We start from the raw sequence: 4515 nt of genomic DNA on the forward strand, positions 1-4515 counted from the left end.
ATTCAAACAATCATGAGAACTTGAAGGAACGCTCCCCATTCCCCAATACTATTAAATCTTTTTGATCGATGATTGTCTTACAATCAACTCACATGGATAGATAATTTTTTCCTTTTGATAGGATTCCTTATTGATTTCTTTAAGAAGTACCTCGGTTGCTTTTCTTCCCATTTCAAAAGCCGGTTGTGCAATGATGGTCATGGGAGGATTGGAAAGATGGGCAAAAGGAAAATTATCAAATACAATAAGGGAAACATCTTCCGGAATACGGAAGTGATTTTCCTGTAAAAAAGCTAAAGTCTCTAAAAACACTAAATCGTTTCCGGCTAAAATTGCAGTTGGTGGATTTTCCTTCTGAAAAAGCTTAGACAATGCGGTTTTCACATTTTCTATTTCAGAGCTGATGATATAGTCCTCACAAATATCTATCGAGTATGCTTGCAAAGCTTTTTTATACCCATCCATTCTTTCCTTTCTTGTAGAAATAGTTAATGGCTGTGTCAAAATAGCGATATTTGTATGTCCATTTTCCAAAAATAGCTGGATAGCTTGAAAGCTAGAATCAACGTTTGTGGAAAGAATAAAGGGTGCTTCTATTCCCGGTATATCTCTATCCATAAATACGACTGGATAATCTTCTTCAATCATTTTTGCATAAATATCTGTGTTTTGCCCTGTTGGAAAAATAATAAGACCATCTACCTGTTTGGCACGCAATGTTTCTATATACGTTCTTTCCTTTGCAGGATTATTGTCAGCATTACAAATAATCGCCTGATAGTCATGCTCAAAGCAATAATCTTCAATGGAACGGCAGATTTCAGTTGAAAAACGATGTACAATATCTGCTACAATAATCCCGATCATGGAAGTCTTTTTTTGTTTAAGGCTACGTGCGATATAATTAGGGTGATATCCTAGTTCTTCAATTGCAAGCTTAATTTTTTCTCTTGTGTCTTCTCCCATGTACTCATAACGTTTATTGATATATTGGGAAACGGTGCTCTTGGAAACACCAGCATAACTTGCTACATCTGCCATGGTTACTTTCGCCATTTGTTTTCCTCTCTCACTACATTAATAGATTCTTGTTCTAGTATAAAACAATCTGTTCATACATGGAAAGGGAAAGAGGAAAACGCTTAAAAATTAGTCATGTAAGGCTCGCTGTGCTAATTTTGGTTTCTTTTCTAGCACATTCTTTTCCTTTTTTGTCGCAATGATTGTTAAAATAGCAGACAATAATAAGGAGATTGCCATAAAATTATAGGAAGCTCCAAAGCCGCCTGTTACATCATTTAAATAGCCAACAATATATGCTCCAGCAAAAGATCCTAGTGCACCCATACTGTTAATCAAAGCCATGGCTCCTCCAGAGACATTTCTAGGAAGTATTTCTGGAATGATGGCAAAGAACGGACCATAAGGGGCATACATTGCTCCTCCAGCGATGGAAAGGAGAATAAAGGATAGCCAGAAATTGCTTGTGCCAATTAAATAAGAGCCATAAAAGCAGATTGCTCCTATCAAGAGAAATGGATACACAAATAGCTTGCGATTTTGATATTTATCAGAGAAATAGGAAACCGCTAACATAAGAACACATGCTAACACATAAGGAATCGATGCAAGCCAACCAGTTGTTACGATACTTGCATTTGGTGCTGAATTAATAATAGTAGGAAGCCACATAACAAAGCCGTATACGCCGATGCTCCAAAGTGCATATTGAAGACTAAGAAGAATAACAGTCTTTGATTTAAATGCTTCGCGATAGTCTTTTACAGGTTTCAGTTCCTTTTGTTCTTCTGACAAGGCGTGATTAATGGCAGCCTTTTCGTCTTCGTTAAGCCATTTTGCATCTTTTGGATGATCATTTACTAGTTTCCACCATAGAAATGCCCAAATAACAGCAGGTAAGCCTTCTAAAATAAACATCCATCTCCAACCGAGGGATTCAAGAATATAGCCAGATACGATGCTCATCCATAATACAGTTGCTGGATTTCCTAGAATTAAAAAGGTATTTGCTCGAGAACGTTCTGCTTTTGTAAACCAATGACTTAAAAATACTAACATAGCAGGCATAACGGCACTTTCCACTACGCCTAAGCTAAAGCGGATAACGAATAATATTTTGACATTTGAAATAAGACCAGTTGCAGTTGCTAAGAAGCCCCAAAGAATTAGCGCCCAAAATACGAGCTTTTTCGCACTCTTATTCTCTGCGTAATGAGCCCCTGGAATTTGAAAGAAGAAATAGCCTAAAAAGAATAATGCACCAAGGAGGGAAGAGGTAGCTGCTGTAATATTTAGATCCTCAGCCAGGCCACCAGCAGCTCCAAAGCTATAATTCGCTCTGTCCAAATAAGCTAAGCTATAGGTAATAAAAACAATCGGGATAAGGCGAATCCATCTTTTTTTAGAAAGGGTATTCATATTCTTACACTCCTTTGAGATTGATTGTTTATAAAATGCACGAGTTCTTGCTTATCTGGATATCCAGTATTATCACCAAGCGATTGAACGGCTAATGCTCCAATGGCATTTCCTCGTTGAACAGACTCTTCTACAGGAAGGTTTTCTAATATACCGCTTATTACTCCAACAGCAAAACCGTCACCTGCTCCAACGGTATCGACTATTTTTTCTACCGGGTAGCCATTGATTATGGCTTCTTCTTTTGCTGATTTATAGTAGGCACCCTTTTCACCTAGTTTGATAATCACTAATTCCACTCCAGCATCTAAGTAGTAGGAGGCGATATCGCTAGGTTTTTCAAAGCCTGTTAGTTTGATGCCTTCTTCTAATCCTGGTAAAACATAGTTGGCTTGTTTAGCAAAGAAGTTAATGGTATCTACCATTTCCTTTTCGGTCTTCCAGAGCTTTGGTCTTAGGTTTGGATCAAAAGAGACCTTTTTAGCGTTGTTTTTAAAAAAGCTTAACGCATGTTTGGCAAAATTTCTAGTATCAGAAGAAAGTGCTAATGGGATGCCTGTCATATGCAAGTGTTTTGCCTTTTGGAAGTAGCGCTCATTAAAGTCTGAAATAGATAGATGGCTTGCAGCAGAACCTTTTCGAAAGTATTGTACTTCTGGATCCCCTTGTGTCACACGTGATTTTAATTGAAAGCCTGTTGGAAAAAGGGTGTCTGTTAGGATTTGATCTACTTGAACATGATGTTTCTGTAATTTCTCCATTATAAATTTTCCGAAGGCATCTGCACCTACTTTACTTACAAAGCTTGCATGGTAGCCTAATTTAGCTAAGCCTATTGCCACATTTGTTTCCGCTCCTGCAAGTTCCATTGTATAGTGATTTATCTCATGTAATGGGCCACAAGAATCAGCAATAAACATAGCCATTGCCTCACCGAAGGTAATAACATCAATTGATTGCATGTGAATTTTCCCTCCTTTGATTTGTTTGAACAATATCTATATATTTATTCATTTCCTCTAAAGATCTCTCTAAGGAAAACTCTAATGCTCTCGGAATCGAGGCTGGAATCCATTGATCGAACTGTCGCCAATAAGCGTCTTGTTCAATTGGTAAAGACACGGTAAAAAAATGATTATCCTCTTTACATACATGCTTCAAATGAAGATAGAAAATAAAGGGTTGGAAAATTTGAAAAGCTTCATAAGCATCTTCGTTTTGAAACGCCCAATTACCGATATCAAATGTCATGCTCACTGGAATATCTATTTTAGAAGCGTTTTCAAAAAAGGATGCTAGTGGCTGTATTTTTCCTCCTTCCAACGTTTGGTCATTTTCTACTAATAAAGTGCCATTTGGATGGTTCTTTAAAATCTGCCATAATGATTGGAGATCTGACTTATCCTCTATATAATGACCCAAGGGAAGCTTCACCCATTTTGCTGAAATACAGTTACTTTCTTCAAAGATAGTTTGAAGTGCCTGTTCGTTTACTGACCCTGTGCTATTCCAAACGGGAACAGGAGCGGAGTAAACGGTAGCTAAGTTAGCTTTGTGAAGAATGGGTTGTATATTTTTTAAGATAGATAGTAATTCCTTTTCCTTTAATAACTCTCTTCTAATTTCAATTCCAGATGCTTTTGATTTTCCAACGATTGAAATAGCTTGAAGTAGGTCTTTCATTGTTATTTTTTCAGCAAATAAAGAATTTAGAGGAATATATATTTCTGCCATTTAACATTACACCTCGCATAAAACGATTTAGTAAACCGGTTTAGTTGTATTATAATCGGTATGAAAGCGCTTTTCAATACCTAATTTGAAAAAATTCAATAATTAGGGAAAAAGTCGGAGGAGAAAGATTTGCGGATAACTAATTTGATAGCAAAACAAAAAAGAGGCTAGGACAAAATAAATAACTAATCTTTAAAGACGAACAATCTCTAATTTAGCTCTTAAATAAAGACACTTTCTCAAGATGGTTATCTATGTTTTTAAGTATGGTCAGGTGTAAAAACTTAAGTCGTTCCATTGCGAGGCCACTGAAAAAGTGAATTACCTGGTGAATCGGTAGTT

General features: G+C 36.7%; 4 protein-coding genes. All 4 read right to left on the bottom strand.

What is annotated here, in order from left to right:
• Window positions 1–51: 51 nt before the first annotated feature.
• Entirely contained in the window at window positions 52–1056 is a 1005-nt protein-coding gene (locus tag ADJ83_RS14375) for a LacI family DNA-binding transcriptional regulator (RefSeq protein ID WP_031537667.1), read from the bottom strand.
• Between the two features lie 93 nt (window positions 1057–1149).
• Window positions 1150–2439 carry an MFS transporter gene (locus ADJ83_RS14380; protein WP_031537668.1) on the bottom strand — a complete coding sequence of 430 codons (1290 nt, stop codon included), beginning with the start codon at window positions 2437–2439 and terminating at the stop codon, window positions 1150–1152.
• On the bottom strand, window positions 2436–3401 hold the full coding sequence (locus ADJ83_RS14385; RefSeq protein ID WP_031537670.1) for a sugar kinase: 966 nt from the start codon (window positions 3399–3401) through the stop codon (window positions 2436–2438). Before ADJ83_RS14385 ends, ADJ83_RS14380 begins: the two co-directional genes overlap by 4 nt.
• Complete coding sequence (locus ADJ83_RS14390; protein WP_048718148.1) at window positions 3388–4173, bottom strand: hypothetical protein; 786 nt, start codon at window positions 4171–4173, stop codon at window positions 3388–3390. Before ADJ83_RS14390 ends, ADJ83_RS14385 begins: the two co-directional genes overlap by 14 nt.
• Window positions 4174–4515: the final 342 nt, after the last annotated feature.

The sequence above is a fragment of the Bacillus sp. 522_BSPC genome (genome assembly GCF_001076885.1).
GTDB classification, from domain to species: Bacteria; Bacillota; Bacilli; order Bacillales; family Cytobacillaceae; genus Niallia; species Niallia hominis.